Source organism: Paenibacillus sp. FSL F4-0087, assembly GCF_038020215.1.
Lineage (GTDB): Bacteria > Bacillota > Bacilli > Paenibacillales > Paenibacillaceae > Paenibacillus > Paenibacillus taichungensis.
Genome location: NZ_JBBODJ010000001.1, coordinates 5846487 through 5866674, shown reverse-complemented (window position 1 = coordinate 5866674; position 20188 = coordinate 5846487). Strand labels below are relative to the sequence as shown.

The window sequence follows — 20188 nt, the reverse complement described above, 5'->3', positions numbered from 1 at the left end:
AGGGAGCCATGGTCGAATCGAACAACTAGACCTTTCCAATCCAAGAGTATCTTAATTGATTCTGCTTTTCAATCTGACTGACAAAGGTGGACATTAAACACCATAATAATAGCTGCGTTCAATTTCGTTCCAATTCCAAGATGCCCTTCATGAGTTCAACTTCGTGTAGGATCGCGGTCATTCACAGCGTGGGATTACCTACACATGACCAATATCGATTATCGATTTCAGAAAAAAACTAAACGACCCTTCCCCGGTGGATTACCGGGAAACGGCCGCACTTAAAGATATCTTTTTTCTATCTACTCGCATTATAGTGCCGGTCCGTATACCTCGAATTCCCAAATTGAATACCCATAATTTGTTGCCCGAGCGGTTCCATACATACGGACATAACGTGCTTCCACTTCGTTAAAAGTAATCTTCTCTAGACCACCTTTGCCGTTTGTGGTGCTATAAACGTCTCTCCAATTTGCCTCTTGGGTTGGAGCGTCAGCTACCTGTATGCGATAACTTTTACCGTAAGCAGCCTCCCAGTATAACCTGACTTCATTGATCTTTTTGGTTTCCCCGAGATCCACATAAATCCATCCTGGGTCCACTCCGCGCTTTGAACCAAAGCGGGTTGTTAAGTTACCGTCAGTCACATAGGGTGCTGTGTTCTCAATCCCGTCATTGGATGAAGCTACCGCTGGTCGATGAAGTGCCAAATTAGTTAAGGGAAGCGGCTCATTATTCTGAACCGGCTTAATCGTTACTCTGCTGTAATACTCTTTATTTAGAAAATTCATTTCATGAAGCGTACGCGCAGGGGTACTGCTACCAGGCATATAGACATTCTCAAACAGCAGATCTGTGATCATGGCTCCTTCCACTCCTTTAATCTTGGCAAAGCTTTCCCCTGCGTCACGCATCGTAATATTTTTCACTGTGACTCCTTGAATGGGTCCCACTCCATGGTTGCCACCATTAACCGTGAAAAGGGTCATCCAGGCACTATTGTCTTCGTTACTTCCACTGATGTCCTCGACATCCATCGATTCAAACCTCACATCACTGACGACTCCGGTACCGTATTTATGATGGATAGCGAAGCCCACTGCGGCTTTATAAACGACTCCGTTTCTGAATACAATATTAGATTGATCCTGCATGACGCCTTGACCAATCTTGTAACCATAGCATATTGTCCACGCTATCGTATCCTCAAATAACACGTTTTGAACCGGTTCTGGATTTCCCGGCCAAGGTACTTTACCTGAAGCAATGTCAGTGTCTTCTTTCCAGGCTTTCGTAGAAAATGGATCATCCAAGGAAATACCGATCGCATTTTGTACAACTACATCCTGGGATTCGCAAATATCAATACCGTCATTCTCTCCCATTCCCAGACTGTTGAACAATTTTAAATTTGTGAAAGTTAGATCGTTAGAGCGAACCGTGACAACGGCCCAGCCGGAGGATTCCCTGATAAGGATACCATCCATAACAAAATTGGAAGTGGCGATAGGGACAATCAGATTATTGATCATTCCTTTACCATTGGTAGTCTTATCATCGTGCAAGGCTTGCCCGTTGCCATCGAGTGTCCCTCTTCCATATATCCGGATATTTTCGGATTGGAAAGCAGTTGAGATCCACCAGGTAGCTGGCCTACCCATGGAATCCTTAAACCAGTACTCCTTATAATCAACTGTTTTACCTGTACCAATGAATGTTGCTCCAGGCTCCATATAGACTGCTGTATTACTTTTTAATACCAGATTGCCAATATAATAGCTTCCTGCCGGTATATAGACTATACCTTGTCTACCATCTCCTTGAAGAGTACCGTACTGGCTTGCATCGTCAATCGCTTGCTGAATTGCAGCCGTTCTTGTGGATACTCCGGATCCTGGTGTGCCTGAGGACACCACATGATAAGGTGCCGCTGTAACATTAAAAATGCCGTTCCCACTTGAAGCGGGAACATCAGTCTCCATCGGATCCGCAGCGATGACCATGCGTGTTTGACGATTATTCATCGTCACGATCAGGTATTCGTCAGATTGGGTTGTGAAAGTAATCGTTTTTCCCTCTACCTTTTCAGCTTGTATACCGAGCTTTTTTGGACTTATGGAGTATCCATGTACTTTATCGGTATTTAAAATCGTTAATTCATACGTAACAGGCCCTTCCGACATGGAAAAGTGTGCATAGTCATAGTCACTGAATCCCTTGACAACTGGTACAACAACCCCGTTCGCTTTCAGCGTATAGTTAGCCGAGTTGGTATAGCGCACTGATGGTTGATAAGTGTGTATTGTTGCTGGTGCTAATTGAGTTCCTTCAGGAGTAATGAGTCCAGATTGTGCATTCGAAGTAAGTGTAAAAATGGTAGCAGCTAGCATCAACCCCAAAGTAGAGTATAGGAATTTTCTAATCATTGTCATCACATTTGCCTCCTTCATTTTTTTGAAAACCCTTTCAAATTATGAGGAATCATTGATTAACAAGATATGTTCTTTTATAAATCTCAAACCCACCACTATCTTCTTGCCTTCATGTCATCCTAACTATTCGTGGTAAAGTACTTAGTCCAAGACGAACAAAAGCGTAATGAGATTGATACAAATTGATATTTGGGTCTAGGTCTCTATCCGTCCAACCGACTTTATTTTTAAAACTGTCTGGGCCAACCTTCATAGGTTCCCCTTTCACATGATGGTGAGGCCCAAGCAAGTTTCTACAACTGCTGGTCAACTCCAGCTCAATCAGATTTTCTCCTTGTTGGAGATATTCTGAAATTTCTGCTTCATAGGGTTCCCATAGAAAATTGCGAACTTCTTGTCCGTTAATTGATAACCTTGTGACAATCGCTTCTGGAGGTGTGCCGAACTGCCAAAACCATAAAGCGCTGTCTTCCTGTTTTATTGCAACCGTCTGCATCAGGCGAATACTGCCTGCAAAAAACGGTAAGCCCTGGCAGCCAAGATCAGTTGTCAGTACAAATTGATGAGGAAGTTCTTCAAGTACAAATGGACCATCTGTATACATGACGCCATGCTCGCCATTTTTATAAGGAGATTCCGATTTCACTGCAAAATCTCCAACTAGATACACGCTTTCAAGCTCCGTATCGAATGTCAGCTTATTCCCTTCAGACTCAAAACGTTGAGCACGTTCCATAGCTGCATATGTTTCGGGGGAGTTCCAGAAATCCAATGTTAACCTGATGGTATTTCGACCATGCTCAAGGAAACCACTTAGATCAATCTTCTTGAAGGATACATCTCTCCACCAATCACAGCTATGAGATGATATCTTTCTTTCATTAATTAAAATTTGTGCTTTCTCCGGATTTTCCATCACCAGATGCATTTCCCGCACAATCGTAGGATCAAAGGCGATCTGAAATTCGAATTCCAATTCGACTTTAACTGGATATCCTATTTGAAGCAGTTCTTCCTGAATAAAAATAATAGGCTTAGGCTCCGACCAGTCACCATTCTCCAGCCTGTACCTGCAAGTATCCATCGTCAAGCTATTGTGATCGATATGATCAATTTCCCATAACTCATTTAGTTCCTGAATGGTATTAGTTATATTGTCTGTTTGGAGTAGAGTTACCACATCCGGTTCCAGTTGATCTTTCTTCGGAACTAGTCTGATGACATAGGATTGTGTAGGGTACAGAGTCATTTTCAATTTGACACCGTTACCTGCCCCCGTATAGTTAAGTGGCCTAATATCACCACTTTCCAAATCAATTAGGGACAGTGTGCCCTTTCGAGGGAGAGTCACCTCTACATCTGGATAACACTTATCTCCGGAATTCACTAGATAATAGAGAAAGGAATCTTCTACTTTAAGTGTCTGGATATTGACCATGTCCGAAGCGATAGGGAGTCCTTCCTTGTCAATGATAGAGATTGATGGAGAAACAGTTCTGGAAACAGATTCTACCAAGGCACTGCGATTCCAATCGGGACTCACTGCAGTGTTCACTAAACGACTGATTTCTTCACTTGGTTGACCATTGATGAGGAACGGAGCAGGTTCGAATACGACTAAGCTCCCTCCTTGCAATACAAACTGGTTGAGCAATTTCAACGTCATCTCACTTAAGGACACACTCGGCGGAACGACAACGACTTTATACCCCGACTCTCCTACAACAAAAAGATTCCCCTCTACTTTGCCATGACGTTCAATAATTCCCTCGCTTCCATAATCATGCTCAATAAACGATTGGCACAACCAGCGAGACAGCTGAGCAAACGATTCATGATATTGCTCAACCCCTGATGAGTTAGAACCCTCCAGTTCCACCCAAGCAGTTCGGATTGGATGAAGCAGTAATACCTCAGCCTGCCGTGTACCTTCCACAAGGAGCATGGATAAACGGGCAAAGTAATCATTAAAGTGAGAATAGTACCTCCACCAAGGCTGCTGGTAAAACAAGGATGGTGGATAATCCCGTTTACGAAGTCCCCTTAGCGAGTAAGCTTGCAAGTGTTGGCACATTAGATTCAATCCATGAACAAATTGCCATTCCCCAATTCGCTTTAAATCCTGAAAGCTGACATTCCACCCGGAACAGCCGTAACTCTCCGTGATGGCTTGCTTTTTGCCCAACTGGCGAACAACAGAGCTAACTTGCTTTGGAACAATCGGATCTTCACTCACAGAACGTCCAAGCCAATCACAACCGGGGATTTGCAGATATTCGTAGAAGAGCAATGGATCTCCCACTGAAGTTGCTTGACCCATCAAGGTTTGCTCGTCCACAACATGGCCAGTTGCTGACCACCCCTTTTGCTCACACCACTCTCCAATTTGCTTCGCGTAAGACTCAGTAAACAATGTGGTAACACATGACCAATAATCGTATCTGACCCTGCGACAGTCCTTGGTTTCCAAGAATAGAGCTGGGAGTACCTTACGTAGCGTATACCCGTGCTGGTCCTGAAAAGCATCTTCGAGTTCTAGCGACCATGGAAGATCTCCGCGTCCAAATTGCGGTTCGTCCGTGAATATTCCTTTTACCGCAGAGCCGAATTGATCACCGAACTCCGACCAGTAGGCCTTATAGGTTGAATCAATGAACGCAGCTACAGCCTTTTTGCTTAACGTGTCGATATAATAAGGGTTCAACTCATAATAAACTCGGAAGTCAGGATTACGTGTATCTGCAGCGGTAAGTAGGTGCAGTTCTTCCTCCGACTGGACATAGGAGGCAATCGTAACTTTATTGCCTCGGCTAAATGGAGCCCATTCATAAGCCAATCGCTTCTGTTGATAAGCCACCCCAAGTGCAGGCACCTTTCCATCAGCGAAACCGCTAGGCCAACCATTCTCATCATACAGCCATGTTTCCATCCCGAGCTCCTGACTTTTCTTGATACAGATCCGTATGAGCTCCATCCACTCTTTTCCCATATAAGGTACAGTAAGCCCGCCGCGAGCATGTATGAAAAAGCCGCCGATTCCAGCTTTATGCATCTCTTCGATCTGCCGTTCAAGTTCATTTTTATCCAGATCGTCATTCCAGGACCAGAACGGCACTGTACGATAATCAGCAGGAGGATGTTGAAAGAGATTCCATATGGTCATTGTCTCATCACTCTCCTGTTAACCTTTCAGACATAACCGGATCAAATCATCGATATGCGCTGTTGCGAGACATTCAATCGTGTCTGCCGCACCATAATAAATCTTAACCTCACCATCATCTTCGAGTACCATTCCGCCTGGAAAGATGACGTTGTTACGGAACCCTCCTTCGATCTCATAGCTAGCTTCTGGTGTCAGTAGCGGCTCCTGATACATGCCGATGATTTTTTTTGGATTATCCAAATCAAGCAATATTAATCCCGCCGTGTACCGTTTCTGCCATGAAGGTTCCCATCCATTTTTCCCTCTCTCCGGATCAATATCAACGGCATGAAATGTTGTTAACCACCCCTGCTCTGTCTTGATGGGGGGAGCTGCAGGACCGATCTTATCATTGGCAAATGGTACATCTTCAACAGCAAGCAGCAAGTCAGAATTTCCCCAGTATCTCAAATCCGGAGATTCCGATATCCACATGTCGAATCGGTCGATTCCCCCGCGACTGTAGACTGTAAACGGTCGTTCAAGCCGCATAAATTTCCCACCAATCTTCTCCGGGAATAGCACCATGTTCCGCAAATCCGGTGTCGACAAACTCAATATTTCAAACTCTTCAAAATCGTCAGTAACAGCCACACCACCACGGATGCCATGCTGTGTGTCTACGGCAAAACACATATAACAACGACCATCAATTACGGTAAGCCTTGGGTCATAGGCACGGATAATCTCTTGGTCATGTAGCTTAAAACACGGTTTCGGTTGCACCTCCCAATGAATTCCGTCATCACTAAAGGCAAAACCAAGATCTGTTGTATGATGTGCCTCAATTGTCTGCTGCTCCAAAGACCCGTAGTCGTTTCGAAACACCATCACATATTTTCCATTGAATTTCGTTACGCCTGCATTGAACACAAGTGCAGTGGGATATGGGACACGAGAAGCATCTAGAATCGGGTTGTTCTGATAGCGTTTAATTACAGAACTTGATGCGAGTTTTCCGATATAAGTTGAATTCATTTCCATTCCTCCTAATGATGTTAAGAATACCACTAGCCTTTTAAGGAGCCCGCAGTCATTTGCATAAAGGATTTGTTAGCAAAAATATAAGCAATAAGGATTGGGAGAATGGATAGGCACGCCCCCGCCATCATAAAGTGTGTCTGTGAAGCAGCGGCAATACCGTACTTTAGATTGGCTAGTCCGACGGTCAAAGTCTGCAGATCGGGTTTACTGAGCGTAAACACAAACGGAATCAGGTATTCGTTCCACGCTCCCCGGAAAGCGAACAGTGCACACACACCGAGGCCGGGCGTAAGCAGCGGAATAATGATTCTCCAGAATGTTCTGCCCGGAGAACACCCATCAATGCGTGCAGCCTCATCAAGTTCTTTAGGAATCCCGTTCATGAAGCTAAGCAGGATAAAGAATGCCGAAGCATGGGTGCTGATCAAAATCAGAACCACGCCCCACAGCGTATTATGCAGATGAAGTTTAATCATCAGATCAAATTGTGGTCGAAGAACGACAGCTCCGATCGCTACAAACATAGTAAATGCCTGAATACTGACGTATAGTTTCTTGCCGATAAAGTCCATTCTGTTCACGACATAGGCTGCCATGGACGAAACAATTAATGTTCCTATGGTTGACGCGACGGCAACAAAGACACTATTTAGTGTGTATGTTGAAAAATTTGCCTGTTTCCAAGCTTCAATATAGTTGGAGAAGTGCCAAATTTCAGGAAGTAATGTCGCTCCGGCAGTAAGTTCTGCATTCGTTTTAAATGAACCGAGCAGAGTGATCATTATAGGAAAGAGTGTTAGAAATGCGACAATTAGCAGAAACGCCCACAGTACGGTGTTCCATGCGACTTTCATGAACGTTCCTCCTTATTCGTTATGACTCATCCGTTTAGATCCATAAAAGTAAAGTATCGTGATGATGCCGACAATAACAGCCGTGACAAAAGCTACTGCGCTACCATAGCCAAATTCTTGAATTTGTGTAGATGCCGTGGAACCTGCAGGTGGGAAAAACAATTTATATACATATAAGAACATGACATTGGTTTTTCCAATTGGTCCGCCATCGGTCATCACCATAATACTCTCATAACCCTTTAGTGCATTAATAATAGCTAGCATAATTATCATCTGCATGACAGGGCCCAGCATTGGAATGGTAATGTAGCGAAATTGTTGGAATTTGTTAGCACCATCTAGTGAAGAACTCTCGTACACATCTTCCGGGATATTTTGAAGGCCTGCTAAAAACAAAAGCATATAGTTACCTACTGCCCCCCATACAGCAACGAGGATGATCGTCAGCATGGCATAATCAACGCCCAACCAATCGATGGCACTGCCGATCAATTTATATTTCATAAGGAACTGATTGAGGATGCCATTATACGAGTTAAAAATGGTGAAAAACACGACCGCCATAACCGCTGTACTTATGATCGTAGGCATAAATATAACGGCTCTTAGCAGATTTCTTCCTTTGATTTTCCAATTCAGGATGACGGCCAATATGAGAGCGAGCGGTATCGATAGCAGGAGCTTACCTCCAGCATAAATAAACGTGTTGGCAACTGAATCCCAGAACTGAACATCCGTCATGACGCGTTCTAGATTTGCCAATCCTACAAATCGCGCACTTCCAAACCCTTTGTAATCGTAAAACATATATCTCATGGCCCACATAATCGGGTAGATCCCCAGAACAATGGTTAGAATATAGCTGGGCAAAAGAAAGCTGTATGAAAAAGCTAGATTCTTTGCTTTATTCATATCCTCTCAACTCCTTGAAATCTGTGTATGATTTAATGAAAGGATGGAGCATGCTTCACCCTATGAAACACCTTATTTTACGTATTTTCCTGCAAGTTCCGCTGGATCGAAATCCGAAATAGGTTCTGCTTTCGCTTCCCCGCTCTCGATTGCTGTATCCAAAGCGGCATTATAACGTGTATTCAAATCGTTGATAATAGAATCTAAATTGCCTCCACTTAGGATGTACTTGACAAAGGCGTCATCGGACTTCATACCATGTACTGGAACGGTTGGATAGACTGGCCAGACACCGTCGTACTTGTTGGGTAGGAAACCCTCTATACCTTTGACCTCTGGCTTTGCTGCAACAGCGCTTACTGAAGGAACCATGGAAATTCCAAAGCCATTCTCTTGATATTGTTGAAGAACAGATTCATCATACATATACTCAAGGAACTTCCAAGCTGCTTCCTTATTTTCGGACTCTGAACTTATTGCCAGCCATTGCCCCCCTAGAAATCCAGACGCACCATTGAAATTGCCTTCAATGGAAGGTACAGGTGCTGCGGCCCATTCGATTTTGGCTGGAAATTGAGATTGGTAGACCCCCGCTTCAGCAGAAAAGGACAAGTACATCCCGATTTTCCCTTCAGCGAATTGAGCGCGTAACGGATCAATATCAAGCGACTCGACACCCGGCAACATACTTCCGTCATCCTTGATTTGCTTAAATGCTTCCATGATGGGTTTAAAGCCGCTAAAGTCATAACGAGCTGTCTTAAAATCATAACCATACCCACCATAACCACTTACTTCTGCAATAACACGGGCAGATCGGCCCAAGGCACTGGAAGGACTCTTGAAATTCTGTGCGAAACCATAAGCACCGTTTGACTTACCCACTTCCGTAATTTTTTTAGCTGCCTCGACCAACTCATTCAATGTAGTGGGCGGTTTTTCAATACCTGCTTTGGCAAAAAGCTCTTTATTGTAAATTAGTCGCATCGTTGTACCATAGTTCGGCAGGCTGTAGCGTTTTCCATCGAAACTATTCAGATCCTCCATGACAGGAAATGTGTTTTTCATTTCTTCTGTGAGGAACTCGTCAATTGGAGCAAGGAACCCTTTCTTATAGAAAGTCTGTATGGTGTTTTCTTTAACACGAATGATATCCGGTGGCTCTGAAGTCTGAAAAGACATATCCAGCGCTTGATCGAAGTCATCCCCCTTGATGACCAGTTCCACTTCAACGTTATCCTTATTAGTTTCATTGAATCTATCAATTGTCTCTTTCACAAACTCAGAATCATGGCGGTCTCCAGTCCAGTAGGTGATCTTGGTCTTAGCTGATGATCCCTTTCCTTTATCTGTGGATTCAGAACTACTGCAAGCGGCAAGGCTCCCCGATAGGACGATACACAATGCAGATATAAGGAATTTCTTGTTTAATTTCATTCATATTACCTCCCTTTTTTATATACTGATTCTCTTTCTTCTTCATTATAGTTTCTTGTAATCGTTTACATAATGCGGTAAACCACACATCAAGGGCAGGATTTCTTATGTAACTACATCAAAAAACTAGCCCTGCATCCGAAACTTACGGAAACAAGGCTAAACATACGAATTATGATTGCTTATGAGCAAGATCTAAAGGTTGGCTGATCTTCCCCGTACTGTATAGCTTGAATTCGGATGGAGTCATATTGGTATGTTTCTTGAAAATCTCGCTAAAATAACGACGATGCTCATATCCTAATTCCCTTGCGATCTCCTGTACCTGATAATCATCGATCAGCATCTCTTTAGCCTTTTCCATTCTCTGATGGATTACGAATCGTTGAAATGAAATATTGAGCACTTTTTTGAATAAATTCGAAAAATATCCGGGACTGAGATTGAATTGCTTTGCACAATAATCAAGTGATAAATTTAAATGCAAATTGGCGCATATATAATCCTTCGCCTGATAGATCAACTTCGTTGATTCATCTGATCGTTCTTGCTCAATCCAAGAACATGCTTCAAGACAGATGTCTTTAACCGTGTCCCTTATAATCTGAAATGAAATTACACCTGTACGCTTCACATGGTTCCATCGCTCTTCAAGTCTCTTCACCCGATCGGACGGGAATTGTTCTAACATGACTCGACATATCTTGGATGACAGTTCATAGCAAAGGTTTTCGACTTGTTGCGGTTTGGGAAGAGGATCACGCTGCAACAGATCATTGAAGATTTGCTCCAGGATAAGCCGACATTTTTCCCGATTGCCTGAGCGCAAAGCCATGAGAAACTCCTGCTCAGTTGACGCAGTATAATTAAGTAGTGTTTTCTCTTCATTGGCTATACCTGAATAACTGTTAACTCCATTTCCGTCTGAATAGAAATGGTAGGCCAGAGCACTTAAAGCTTGCTCATAGGAATCCGGTAATTCGTCGATAGAAGCGACACAACTGCCAATACCGATAGAGATGGTAGAGTTCGTGAACTGATAAATATTCAACCTGCATGCCTCAGAAATTTGCTCTGCTATTCTCATATCTTCACAATTAATCAAGCAGATAAATCGATTTAATGCTTCGCTAAAAACAACACCACCACTTATGAAAGATGCAATGGTTTCCTCCAAAATATTTCGAAGGCTGAACCTGATCAATTCGACTTCCCGTGCGGGTTGTGCTTTATATTTGTCCATGAAACGGTCCAGCTCTACTATAAAGAGGTTGAAATTTTGAGGGGCAAGTTGAATACGGAGTGTTTGCCATTTCTGAAAAGCAGTGATAGCATTCGTCCTGTGATGAACTAGCAATGACAAATACTCCTGCTGAAATACCGGCAAACTTTTCCTTACCTGTTGTTCCATTTCAATCGCCTTACTCTGGCCCTGCCGTTCTTCTTCGAATGAAGCCTTTGCTTTCAACACAACCTGAACGATCTCATCTATAGAGAAAGGTTTCTTTACAAAATCAAATGCACCTAATCGAATCGCTTGTCTCGTAAATGAGAAATCGGTATACGCGCTGAGAATGACAATTTTCGTAGAGGGGGCGCTTACGAGAATTTCCTGCGTCATGGCCAGCCCATCCTTTTTAGGCATCCGAATGTCTGTAAGAACAATATCAGGTTTGGTTTCTTTCACCAATCGAATACCGTCCTCACCATCTAGGGCCGTACCAACCACTTCAATATGATGTTCTTTCCAAGGCGGCTTCTGAGAAATCATATCGACTACACTTCGAATATCATCAATAATACATAATTTAATCCGTTGGGGTTCATTTATCATGATTCAACTTCTCCTTCTCTAATCGGAATCCAAATGTCTGTTCTAGATCCTTTGCCAGGAATGCTGCAGAGCTCAATTCGCGCCTCTTCTCCATAAAACAGGTTGAGCCGATTCACGATATTGTTCAGAGCATAACCCTTCTTGGAGACGGGAGGCTGCAACATCGCTTGACTTACCATAGCCGCATCCATGCCCGAACCATTATCCTCAATAATCAGATGAACCAAATTGTTTTGCCTGTCCACCTGTATATGAATCTGACCTCCGAAAGTAATGTCCTTAAAGCCGTGTTGAATGCTATTTTCCACAATTGGCTGCAAGAGAATCTTTGGCAAAAGGCAGTTCAGCACAGATTCATCCAGCACAGTAACTTCAAAATCAAACAGCCCTTCATAGCATTTTTGTTGGATTAGACAATACTGCTCTGCGTGCAGCAGCTCATCCTCCAAAGTATTCCAATCTTTCCCTCCGCTCAGGCCAAGTTGGAACATCTGGGACAAGGATAGAATCATCTCATTGACTTCCTCATTTTCCCCCAGAACGGATTTGCAATAGATCGTATTAAGAGTGTTATACAAAAAGTGTGGCTCCATTTGCGCGGTTAAAGCTCGCATTTCTGCCTTACGTTTTCCGGATTCGCTCAACCTTACATCATCGATGAGTCGGTTGATTTCATCCAACATGCGGTTGAATTGAAACCCAACCTGAGCAACTTCGTCGGAGGAACGGCTGGCAAAGCGAACATTTAAGTGGTTATTTTCTACCTCATGCATTAGTCGTTGAAGCTTGTATAGAGGATTTAGCAATAGCGCCGTCAGTTTATTGGACAGAAGGCTAGTGGACAACAAGAAAAAAATCATAAAATAAAGGGTGGTACGCTTTACTCCGTTCATTTGTTCAAGTAGTACATCCTTCTGTTGAATACCAAACAGGCTCCAGTCTTTGACTACTGTTGATCTTGTGTAATTAACCAAGTAATCGGTTTCATCGAACTCATGAAAGAAAGAACCCTGATTACTCTCAGATACATTGTATAAGAACGGTTTATCTTTCATTAGATTATGGTTAGATGACCATGAAGTCCGGATGACTTCCTCACCTTTGGAATCGATTACAAAATAATCGCTATCATCATTTGAAGAATGTTTGTTAACCAGCCCAATTAATCCACTCTCATTTACATTCACGACAATAAATACATTTGTATTAGGGACATTTTCTTGAGTTCCCTTGGTAACAAATGAAATTGAACGCTTGTTCCCAGTAAAAAACTTATCCGTATGCCCTTTTATCCACTTTCCACCATAATTTTCAATCATATCGAAATACATACTGGATTCATAAAAGGACTGTACCTGAGAGCGTCTTTGTGAAATGGGATAAAAATCTCCAATAGGTGTAGCAATTAGTATACTTTCGATTAGAGGTTCGTTGAAATAGACCTGTGAAAACACATATTGGAGTTCGGACAAATGCACATAGTAATTAGAGATATCGTTACTCTGTACATCCAGCATCATATCCTTGAAGGCATAGCTGAAGGTCAATGAACGTATGGAGTTGGAGATCCCCGTTAGTTTATCGTCCAAGATCTGGGCCGTTTTATTTATGGTTTCTTGACTAGTCTCAAATGCGTTCTTTTGGAGCTCCTTGGATGCAATCCAATAAGTTGTCATGCCCACTGCTCCGATTGCAAGCGTTATCATGGTAATGATGGATAAGCGAATTCTCTGTTTGAAAGAGCTGTTGTAAATCAAATGATTAAATTTGTCAGTAAAAAGATATGTCCACAGTCGTCTCATAAATTCCATATCAACCTCTCTTGAAAATAAAAGAAGTCTTACCGAGATTAAACGAATCTATTTCCGAATCATTTTAGTCATTTTACATTAAAATATCAATTTAGCAATAGATTGTTCATATATTTGTACAACGGAAAAGGGACAATACCAAGTATTGTCCCTTTTCCAATCATATTTCAGGGTGGTGACTTTTCTTTGTCTGCGAAATAAATCTATTGCTCCCACCCTCACATATAAAGTCGTGCGGCTTTATCGCTTCTGTATTGGTATCCATATCTCGCTTCTGTACTGCAAAGAAGTGGTATCCTTGTGCTCATTCCACAGGATTTCCGGTCCCTCGCTCAGCTCATAATCCGAAGAAGGAAACCACTCGGAATAGATTCTTCCCCATACATCCTGAAGCGTACCCGGAAAAGGACCAATGGAAGTGAACACTGCCCACATCGAGGCAGGCACTTCCAGCTGTGACAAACCCTCAGGTGCCTCTTGGGTCGTGGCTGTACCAATATAATGGTCTAGTTCCCCCTTTTCCTCCATCCGTTCCTCACTAAAATGAGCCGAAGCACTGATTATCCCAAGTGGCTGAACATTGGATAAGCCCTTAATCGTCTCAATTAATTCCGGAGTAAGACGTTGATACATCGCAGCAATGTCCGGGTTCACCCCGTTGAACACGATGGGCACCCTTTTACTGATGCCCACAATCCGAAAGGCCTCTTTGTCTTCAATACGGTAGTTCATTTCGCTTCCTCCTTGAATGGTCAATTGAAATGTCATTCGAGGGAAGGCTTTGAGTGATGGACCATGATTTTTCGCTTCGGAGGGTGTAACCCCATGCATGCTTTGAAAAGCCCTAGCAAAAGAATCCGGAGAAGTATACCCAAATTTGAGCGCAACATCAATGACTTTAGTGTCATTCCGGCTTAGTTCCAAAGCTGCCAGCGTCAAGCGCCGACGTCGGATATACTCTGACAAGGTAATGCCGCTAAGAAAGGAAAACATACGTGTAAAATGGTATTCCGAGCAGCAGGCGATTCGTGCTACCTCTTTCATATCCACGGAATCCATTAGATTCTCCTCAATGTAGCTCAAGCCCTCATTCAGTCGTGCTAGTGTATTCATGATCTTTCCCTCCCTCGTTGATCCAAGCATATCAAATCCTTTCTTCTCACATCCGACATTCCCTGCACCATTCTGTAGGCATCGCTATTTTAATTTCTCAATGAACTCCACTCCACCTTCTTTAATTATCTACTATAATTAGAATTTGTATTTCTACGAATTGTGCATTTTGATCTGGAGATAAGGGTAAATATATTTCCCTGCTGGATTCGTTTTCCTTGATCTTATAGTTATTTTTCTCAATCCATTGAGCTAAATGAGCACAGGCTGTGCAGGCAAATTTAGAATTTGAACCAAAAGCCATTGTGGCCATCGTCGGCTCAGGAGGAAGATTTCGTAGATGAAATGCGTCTGGAATTTCTTTTGTTACTAACTGATTAAATTGATGAAAGAGAATCCTCAATCTGCACTTTAATGCCAAAAAGGGTGCCACTTATCGTGGCACCCTTTCGGTATTCATTAATATGTCTCACCTGTAAGGTTAACGAAATAGCGGGCGAAATCTATTAGATACATGACTGATCGATAAACGGAAACTGGCATCATGTAATCCTGTCATAACGCCGCTATTCTTCAGAAGTTGTCGGTTCACCTGGAGCCTCATTTGCAAGCAACTCCGCACCATCAGAGTGTCGTTCGAACATAACTGCGTCAACTCTCGTATAGATCATATCCGCAGGAAGCGTTGGAGGGTCTACCGTTGTAGGAGTAACCCTGGTTAACCGGACATACTCGCTACCGTCACCCGTAAAGTCGAACGTTCCTAGATTAACCCAACCCGATGAGCCGACCGTTGCATCGATATAGGTGACCTCGGTACCCGTCTTATGCTTCACTTCCACTTTGACATTATTATCATTGCCCGTCGTATGGACGAGCTTGTAGATCGAGACCGTATATTTCCCCTCTGGAAACTGGCCTTTCCACGTTGCGGATGATCCTTGAACTGTTGAGTAACGGGATTTAACCCCAATTTTGTATCCGGCTAAATTACTTTGGCTCCAAGACCCTTCTGTCGTGTATAACCCAGTTGTATTTGTACTGTCGACGATAACCGTTAGGTCCTTGATCGTGATGTTCAAAGGCGGTGTGGTTAAGGTCACTCCGTCAATCGTGACAGTAGCCCATACCTCTATGTGATCCGTGTTCCCATCGAGATTAAGAAGGGTCAACAAGCCACTGCTATCCACTTCGGCCAGATCCGTACGATCAACGAAATACTGCACATTGGCCTGTGTTAGATCACCGATCAAACCGTTATCCAAATAGCCGGTTACGCTCAGCTGTGCGGTTTGAGTCATCTGCAGCTCGTTCCGATCAGACAGGATTACAGCAGACTCCAATTGCGGTATCTGGTTCGCGTCCACCCACATGATCGCATCGGCAACGACCCTGGACTTGTTGGCCTTATTGGTTAGTTCCACGTACCCGCTATCGCCTGCAGCAAAAGGATAATCCCCTAGGTGCACCCAAGTACCATTCGCTGCTGTCTCATCAACAGTAACCGTCTCGGAGCCTCCGCTGTAATACACGGTAAATGAGGCATTCGTTGTCCAATTTTCACTTGCAGCGGTGATTTGCGGGATCTTGTAATACACACTGTAAGTGACACTTTCCGGCAGCTCAGGCCGCCATCTCATTTTGCTTGTCGCTGTGCCAGCCGTAGATTTGGCATACACATAGTTATCATAGTAGTAGTTGTCAGCCGTCGTATCCCTTATCCAGACGCCTTCTGTCTCCGCCTCCGTATTATCCACTATGATAGATGAACTCTCCTGCCCATCGGGTTGGACTGGAGTTTCCGTAACCTGATCAGGCAGATAAAGTGTCCGCTTGCGGGTCTGTTTCCCCTCCGATTCCACATAATACGTGAAGGTTTCGGATAAATCATTCACCCGTATCGACCATTCCATTGGGTATATCGTATCTGGGACGGTCGTATACGTAGCCCCGCCATCCAAGGAATAATGGATTGTCGCTGGTTTTGTCGTTTTTGCCTGCACATAAGCATCGTAGACCGTTTCGTCGGGCTTAACCATCAGCATGCCTTTAACCGCATCAATTGGACTGTGGGTATCAAAGAAATAGCTTGCATCCGATGGTTCAGCCGTTCTAACCTGATGCAGTGGCACGTCAATGTTAAGTCCTTCTACAATGATAGCGGTGATGCCCTTGCCTGAAACCGTGGCTTGAATGATTCCGCCACTCATAACTGCTTGCTCTGGTGTACCATTGTCGCGGATGATCGTTACGGTATAATCCTGTGTCGGGTTGAATCCAATGATTTGTTCATTCAATTCGATCGGAGTCTGAACTTCTTCTGACGATGCATTGCTTAGCCCGATGTAGAATTTATCACCGCTCTCACCCGTTATCCAATTCAATTGAGGATGGTTGGTCTTAATAATCCCCTTTGGCATCCAAAGCCAAACGTCGGAATTACCATAAAATTGACCGGGTTTATTCCCATAGAGGTGATATTTGAACCATAAAAAATTCGTTTCAAATACGGAAGGAAATGTAATACTTCCATTCGATTTTAATGATTGTTCGCTGATCAAATAATCCATCGTTTGCCCAAGCTGCCCCGGAATATGGTGGTAATAGATGGATGTAGCCCCACTGGGGCCTTCCAGAGGAAAATCCGATTCAAGTTGACTAACGGCGAAACCCTTATAGTAATAACCTGGATAACTGGAATAACGGCCAATAACCGCATTATGAGCAATATCCTGCAGCAGTTTATCCCCTGTATAGAGCGACAATCTCAGCATGAATGGAGCTTCCTGAGCATTCATTCGATAATAGCCGGTTGTACTTCCTGCTTCAAACGTCAATCCGCTCGGAGAAACAAGCCAAGTATCCGCTTGAACACCTCCAGCTATATCTTCTGGAAGCTTGAGCCTAGGATATTGAAATTTACCACTTTCCGGCCAATGGAACGACTCCGCGTAATTATACGTCTCAGGCTGAGGAATCGTAACGTTACCTTCAGGAACTGGACGAGCAACGAACATGGTTGCATATCGTTTGGCTTCCTTATAAGCGGCATTCAAGTATTTGGGATCCTGAGTTTCCTCATAAAGCTCCAAGATCTCCATCCACAGCTTGCTATAATAATAAATGAACTCATTTTTACTCACATCCACGGATGCAGGCGTATCGATATATTGCAAGATATAACTATCGGCTGCATCCTTGGCAGCCTGCAAATACTGCGCCTCTCCTGTCATACGATACATCATCAGGGGTTGAATGACAGGCCCCCGGTCTTTCTGGTCAGGATCACGCATGAGGTACTCTTCCTGTGCCAGCGCCCCAATTCCTGCCGAAGTACCCATCATCTGATTGACAGCGGCTACACTTGAAACATCGAACGGCAGAGTAGCCATTTTCCATAAGGAAGGCACACCGTATACTTTCTTCTGCGTCGGCGACCAACCGATACCATTTCGCGATACGCCATACTGGACGGACGGCAATGCTCTCGTATCATAAAGTTGGTCATCCCCAGTCAGATAGTAAGCCCCCAAAAGAACTGCATTCGAGCTTGTTCGGACGCTATCCTCGTTTTCGATATCAATAAATCCCTTGGCACGGCTCCACCACCCGCTGGGTGACGGGACATAATTAACAGAGTCGTCCCCTTGCGGCTCAATCTTAAGCAAATCGATCATATTGAACATCGCGTCAGTAAGCGACTGATCTGACACATTTTCGCGGTATGCTGAATAACCGTACTCATTGCGAAGAATATCCGCGTAGGACTCATACAGATTGCTTTTTTGAGCGATTAGCCCCATATGAAATTGATATGTGCTTTCTGCGGTCATTTGCGAATAAGTCCCTAATTGAGGCGCATACAGGATTGGCTGCACGCTGCCTTCGTTGTTGACCAGGCTCATGCCAAGCCGTTGTTTCGTAACGCCTCCCGTCGGTTCAAATTCAACCGGAAGCTCTGACGAAGGTACAAATACACCATACGTCAATGGATTCCCCGAACCATCATTTTTCTCAACCAGGCTCATCGGAGCGCTCAGCTCTCTCAAGCTTGTTGATTCCACCGTACCTACCATTTTGGCATGAGCCCTGAATCCATTTAACACTTCATTGATGCCCGAGACTGCCTCTGTTGTGAAGGACTGATATCCAATCACATAATTGCCGTCGCGGCGAGGCGTAAAGGCGAAAGAAACATCTGGTTTATCCCCTGCCATGGACCAGTTCACTTCAAAATCGTAATCACTGCCATGCGTAGAATCGGTTAATACCGCCGTCTGGCCGTCGGGAAAATGGACCCCGTCGAATGTAATCCAGCGTTTGTTCATCGTATCGTAGTAATTGGTTCGGCTGCCGGCATTCCCATCCAATAAAACCCACTGCTCCTCAAGTCTTTCCGATACATTATTGATTGGCGTCCAGTTTCCCGTGTCCGTGTTCTTGTAGAACATGTCACGAACGATGGATTTACCTCCATCCCATTCGGCCTCATAGAAGGTCGCCTTATAGTTCGCATTTTCGATGCTGCCTTTTTCTGTGTAACTGAGATTCGCTAAGGTGCGGCTCCGCAGCGGGGGCAACGGTGGTGCTTGCTGCCGGATATTCCCTTCGAACTTGACTGCATCGGCCCTAGTAATAATTGTACCCGTCGTAGGTTGCGTTCGAGTCAGCCTGACAAATTCGCTATCATTACCACTAAACTCATACTCCCCCAGATCCACCCATCCAACCGATGGACCTGACGAAGGTCTTAGATCCATAAACTTGACATCCGTTATCCCGTTATGAACAATCTCAATCTTCACATTACTATCTGCTTTATCCGCCCAATCCAGCTTATAGAACGATATTCTCGCCGTCCCTGCTTCCAAGCGCGGATTCCATGTGATAGTTCTATTTACGGCATCCGTATATTTGGAACTGGAATTATTGTATCCCTTTACTCCTGAGCTCGTGGTCCAATAAGGAGCTGAGAACCCGTTATTGACGTTGCCCGAATCAACAGTGACGACATTATCAATCGTAAGGCTTCCATCATCAATGATAATCGTCTTATGTGGTTCTTTCTGCCTTATATTCCCTTCGAACTTGACCGCATCCGCGCGCGTAAGAATCGTGTTCGTGGTGCCGGTAGACCGGGTCAATTTAACGAATTCTTCACCAACTCCGGAAAAATAGTACTCTCCCAAATCAACCCAACCAACTGGAGCGCCAGATGAGGGTCTTAGATCCATAAAGACTACATCCGTCGTTCCATTATGAACAATTTCGATTTTCACATTGCTATCAGCCTTATCCGCCCAATCCAGCTTATAGAACGATATTTTCGCCGTTCCTGCTTCCAAGCGTGGATTCCATGTTATCGTTCTGCCTGCTGTACTCGTATATTGGGTGCTGGAAAGATCATACCCCTTCACCCCTGTGCTTGTGGTCCAATTTGGAGCCGAATATCCATTGTTCTCGTTACCCGCATCAGGTGTCACAACATCATTAATCTTAATGCTCCCGTCATCGATGATAATGGTCTGATAAGGTAAGGTCTCCGCATAAGCGGCCCTTATTCCGATCAGGCTGGAAGGAACTACTATCGTCAACATGAAAAC

General features: G+C 44.0%; 11 protein-coding genes. All 11 read right to left on the bottom strand.

From position 1 onward, the window contains the following. Window positions 1–311 precede the first annotated feature (311 nt). The 11 genes from MHB84_RS26845 to MHB84_RS26795 all read right to left on the bottom strand — a co-directional run bounded on the left by MHB84_RS26845 (window position 312) and on the right by MHB84_RS26795 (window position 20182). Window positions 312–2432 carry a galactose-binding domain-containing protein gene (locus MHB84_RS26845; protein WP_076291346.1) on the bottom strand — a complete coding sequence of 707 codons (2121 nt, stop codon included), beginning with the start codon at window positions 2430–2432 and terminating at the stop codon, window positions 312–314. A gap of 109 nt (window positions 2433–2541) precedes the next feature. Further along, window positions 2542–5595 carry a glycosyl hydrolase gene (locus MHB84_RS26840; RefSeq protein WP_076291347.1) on the bottom strand — a complete coding sequence of 1018 codons (3054 nt, stop codon included), beginning with the start codon at window positions 5593–5595 and terminating at the stop codon, window positions 2542–2544. A gap of 18 nt (window positions 5596–5613) precedes the next feature. Beyond that, window positions 5614–6615: a glycoside hydrolase family 130 protein gene (locus MHB84_RS26835; RefSeq protein WP_076291348.1), complete on the bottom strand. Its 1002-nt coding sequence runs from the start codon at window positions 6613–6615 to the stop codon at window positions 5614–5616. A gap of 32 nt (window positions 6616–6647) precedes the next feature. Next, window positions 6648–7475, bottom strand: coding sequence for a carbohydrate ABC transporter permease (locus MHB84_RS26830; protein WP_076291349.1), 828 nt, complete (start codon window positions 7473–7475; stop codon window positions 6648–6650). 12 nt (window positions 7476–7487) lie between these two features. Continuing rightward, window positions 7488–8390, bottom strand: a complete 903-nt coding sequence (locus tag MHB84_RS26825) for a carbohydrate ABC transporter permease (protein ID WP_076291350.1) — start codon at window positions 8388–8390, stop codon at window positions 7488–7490. Between the two features lie 72 nt (window positions 8391–8462). After that, on the bottom strand, window positions 8463–9827 hold the full coding sequence (locus MHB84_RS26820) for an ABC transporter substrate-binding protein (protein ID WP_076291351.1): 1365 nt from the start codon (window positions 9825–9827) through the stop codon (window positions 8463–8465). A gap of 172 nt (window positions 9828–9999) precedes the next feature. Further along, complete coding sequence (locus tag MHB84_RS26815; protein WP_076291352.1) at window positions 10000–11661, bottom strand: response regulator; 1662 nt, start codon at window positions 11659–11661, stop codon at window positions 10000–10002. Beyond that, window positions 11658–13367, bottom strand: a complete 1710-nt coding sequence (locus MHB84_RS26810) for a sensor histidine kinase (RefSeq protein WP_341143079.1) — start codon at window positions 13365–13367, stop codon at window positions 11658–11660. The genes MHB84_RS26815 and MHB84_RS26810 overlap by 4 nt, the downstream gene beginning before the upstream one ends. 345 nt (window positions 13368–13712) lie before the next feature. After that, complete coding sequence (locus MHB84_RS26805; protein ID WP_076291353.1) at window positions 13713–14585, bottom strand: AraC family transcriptional regulator; 873 nt, start codon at window positions 14583–14585, stop codon at window positions 13713–13715. A gap of 121 nt (window positions 14586–14706) precedes the next feature. Next, window positions 14707–15018, bottom strand: a complete 312-nt coding sequence (locus MHB84_RS26800; protein WP_445322113.1) for a hypothetical protein — start codon at window positions 15016–15018, stop codon at window positions 14707–14709. Between the two features lie 133 nt (window positions 15019–15151). Beyond that, complete coding sequence (locus MHB84_RS26795) at window positions 15152–20182, bottom strand: golvesin C-terminal-like domain-containing protein (RefSeq protein ID WP_143764810.1); 5031 nt, start codon at window positions 20180–20182, stop codon at window positions 15152–15154. Window positions 20183–20188: the final 6 nt, after the last annotated feature.

Excerpts from the sequence above, each read along its gene's own strand:
- MHB84_RS26845 (WP_076291346.1), bottom strand. The coding sequence starts at position 2,432 with ATGACAATGATTAGAAAATTCCTATACTCTACTTTGGGGTTGATGCTA.
- MHB84_RS26840 (WP_076291347.1), bottom strand. The coding sequence starts at position 5,595 with ATGACCATATGGAATCTCTTTCAACATCCTCCTGCTGATTATCGTACA.
- MHB84_RS26835 (WP_076291348.1), bottom strand. The coding sequence starts at position 6,615 with ATGAATTCAACTTATATCGGAAAACTCGCATCAAGTTCTGTAATTAAA.
- MHB84_RS26830 (WP_076291349.1), bottom strand. The coding sequence starts at position 7,475 with ATGAAAGTCGCATGGAACACCGTACTGTGGGCGTTTCTGCTAATTGTC.
- MHB84_RS26825 (WP_076291350.1), bottom strand. The coding sequence starts at position 8,390 with ATGAATAAAGCAAAGAATCTAGCTTTTTCATACAGCTTTCTTTTGCCC.
- MHB84_RS26820 (WP_076291351.1), bottom strand. The coding sequence starts at position 9,827 with ATGAAATTAAACAAGAAATTCCTTATATCTGCATTGTGTATCGTCCTA.
- MHB84_RS26815 (WP_076291352.1), bottom strand. The coding sequence starts at position 11,661 with ATGATAAATGAACCCCAACGGATTAAATTATGTATTATTGATGATATT.
- MHB84_RS26810 (WP_341143079.1), bottom strand. The coding sequence starts at position 13,367 with ATGATAACGCTTGCAATCGGAGCAGTGGGCATGACAACTTATTGGATT.
- MHB84_RS26805 (WP_076291353.1), bottom strand. The coding sequence starts at position 14,585 with ATGAATACACTAGCACGACTGAATGAGGGCTTGAGCTACATTGAGGAG.
- MHB84_RS26795 (WP_143764810.1), bottom strand. The coding sequence starts at position 20,182 with ATGTTGACGATAGTAGTTCCTTCCAGCCTGATCGGAATAAGGGCCGCT.